Here is a 2,934-nt window from a genome sequence, read left to right as displayed (position 1 = left end):
CAGTTCACGGTTCTGAGCTTACCCGTGTTTAAACGTCGAATCTTCCAAACGATAAAACTTCAGTTTTTTGCCTTCTATTGCTGATTTCCGGCTCAATCACTCTAAGTCAAAAGGCGGCCGTGGTTCCCACTCCATCACTGCGGCACTGGGGAGCTTGTCGGCGCGTCGATAGGCGTGGATTACGTTGTCGCGGAGAATCTGGTTGGCCAGAACCTCACCAAGGCGTTCTACGAGTTGCGGCGCGAAATTGCGGTGAATATGGCTGGCGTGGCCACCGGACTGCCACTTCTGCGGATTCATTGCGACTGCGGCATCGACTGAGACGAGGACCTGCTTATCGAAGCCGGCTTTGGCCATCGCCTCGATTCGGTCGAGCATCGAGGCGTCGTCTGTGAAGAATGGATCAGAATGGGCGCTGATCCCATCGTACTGGACCGTGGCGCCGCGGCAGGCCATTGCCTTGTGGTCGTCTATAGGGGACAGTTGGGCATGCATCCAGACTAAGCGGTCGAGCGGAAACTTCTTGGATTCCAGCGTGGCGACAACGCTCTTTGTGGGGCCCGCTAGTGGACTGTGTAGGCTGATTGTGCAGCCGACCTCGCGTCCGGCGATCGCTGCCGCGTGATGGAATATCGTGTCCGTCTCAGTCGGGCCTTCTTCAGTGGTCGCGATTTTGATGAAGCCTGCGCGTATCATGGTTCCATCGCATCCCTTCGTCAGTTCTTCGACAAAACGCTCGGCGATCCTATCCACCGAGAGGCCCCGATACTGCGGCGGGATGAGGCTTTTGAAGATGCCGGTTGAGCAGACGATGTTGAGGCCGGTCGCGCGCGACACATCCCTCAGCAGGAGTACGTTCCGGCCGATGCCGAGATTGGTTGGGTCGATCACCAGATTGACGCCCTGTCCCCGCCACTCGGCCGCGCCATTGATGCAGGCGCCCGAGACGGTGGACCAGTCGACGTTCATATAGTTTGGATCGGTCGGGCCCAACAAATCGCAGAACAAATGCTCGTGCGGCAGCGCCTTCTGAATGTCTTTCCCCTTGGCCGGTCCGAGCACGGTTTCGAGCGTCAGATCGTCGACTGCCGCCGTTTGGGATGCTGCGGTTGGCGCCGCCGCCATCTGCGCCTTGGCGCGGTCAGGCAGCCCGAACGTCACCTCCGCCTTTGCAATCAACAACGCTTGCCGCCGGTTCGCTCCCCCATCAATACCCGGTTCCGTCGAGCCGTTTGCTTGATTTGCCATGCTCACCTCCAATCACATTTACGTCTCATAGAGCTGCACATCTCAAATTCGAGCGTATCGGACATCAGGTGCAACTGCGCTTTCTGGTTGAAATCGGAACTAGGCAAGTACTAAAGAACACCAAGTAACGCTACTACCATCTAAGGTAGGTTCATAGGCAAGGGCGGAACAATATGCTGGCGATGCTGCACGGAAAGGGTGTGGCCTTGTCGCTCACGGTGGTGCGGACCGACTTTGCCGCGGCTCGCCTTAAAATGCCGGAGGAATACGCCATCAACTTTATGGAGAGACGGATCGTACCGCTCGCCGGTATACATGAGGCCATGGATGCTGTGCAGGCTGCCGCAACCGGCGCGACCTCCGGAATTGGGGTGACCGCCATTCAATGGCTAAGGGCCGCCGGCGCCAAGGTGATCGCCACCGGTCCCCTGCTGAAGAAGCAAGGCGTCGCGCCGAAGCCCATGATCACCGACAAGCTGCTCTCCTATGGAGCAGCCAGGCGACAGGTGATGCCGGACGTCGACCATCGGTCGCACAAGGGCACTGCAACGCTTCGTTTCGATCTTCTCGGCTCTGCGCAATCTCTTCGTCCCGCCCCGCTCAAAACGCTCCGCTCTCGCTACACATATTCATCGCCTGCAGGCCATGGCGCAATGGAAATTCCGCTGACATCAGCGGCCGCAGGTCTCAACGCGTTTATATGCAGACAACGTAACATCGCCGCCTCATGTCCTGAGCGCGGACAGGTCCTTGAACTAAAAGCGTGTCGCGATTAATCGGCCTCATATCCAGCAGCTTTGAAGAAGTTTCGGCACTGAGTGGGGTCGAAGAGGTCGCAGATGTCGCCGAGCTCAGTGCAGAGCGCCTGGAAGGTTCTGGCTGCCTTCTTGCGCAGCAGCGTCTTGAGCTTCGAGAAAGCCATTTCGATCGGGGTTGAGATCAGGCGAGTATGGCGGCAGGAACAGCACCATGCGCCGCGTCGGCGCACCAGTTCGTGGGCCCGCTCGCTCTTGTGGACATTGTCGAGGATGACGACATCGCTGGGCTTAAGTTCGGGTGCCAGTTGCGTCTCGACCCAACTCTCGAAGCGCCGGCCGTTCATCGGGGCATCGACGATCCACGGCGCGGTCATGCCGTGGCAGCGCAGGCCGGGATGAAGGTCTGCGTCTTCCATTGGCCGAAGGGAGCATGCGTCCTGTAGCGCTCGCCCCTGGGCGACCGGCCCGTGCGTTTGGTCAGCTTGGTTTTGGTCGACGTCTCGTCGATGAAGACCAGGCGCGGCAGGCTTTGTTGAAGAAGTGCTTTCGTCGCCAGGAGCGATTCTCTGCATGATCGGGCGCTGATAACGACATTAACTGCACGTGCTTGCCGTTTCAGTATGCAACACACTATCTAGGGCAAATGGATAGATGCGACGTTCACCCAGTCCCCACAAACTGTCCGCTGCATCCTATCGCCACGCCGGGGCTGACGCGTTCAACCTCTGGGCTGACTACTCCACTGCAATGGTTGCCTGATCCTCGACCAACTGCTCACATGCATCCAGCAACAATTTGGCAATACCAGATGAATCTCAGATATTTTCGACTGCACGTCGCACTGCAATCAGCCGCTTCTCCCATGCGTCGTCGGTGAGCTTCTTTGCGCGCGCTGCCAAAAGTTGCGGACGAAGGATGTCGCGCAGTG

1 protein-coding gene and 2 pseudogenes are annotated in these 2,934 nt (G+C 58.4%); 1 reads left to right on the top strand and 2 read right to left on the bottom strand.

Annotated features, from left to right (window positions below; translation table 11 throughout):
• Positions 1–96: 96 nt before the first annotated feature.
• Positions 97–1,248, bottom strand: coding sequence for a phosphotriesterase family protein (locus tag AC0L17_RS34235; RefSeq protein WP_473518953.1), 1,152 nt, complete (start codon positions 1,246–1,248; stop codon positions 97–99).
• A 428-nt stretch (positions 1,249–1,676) separates the two neighbouring features.
• Here AC0L17_RS34235 and AC0L17_RS34230 point away from each other — a divergent pair.
• Positions 1,677–1,917 (top strand): annotated as a pseudogene (locus AC0L17_RS34230) (IS6 family transposase); the annotation flags it as partial.
• A 103-nt stretch (positions 1,918–2,020) separates the two neighbouring features.
• Here the strand turns inward: AC0L17_RS34230 and AC0L17_RS34225 are convergent.
• A pseudogene (locus AC0L17_RS34225) lies at positions 2,021–2,526 on the bottom strand (IS630 family transposase); the annotation flags it as partial.
• Positions 2,527–2,934: the final 408 nt, after the last annotated feature.

Source organism: Mesorhizobium sp. WSM4829 (assembly GCF_055811475.1).
The sequence above is the reverse complement of the archived record's forward strand: the minus strand, read 5'-3'. Positions and strand labels throughout refer to the sequence as shown.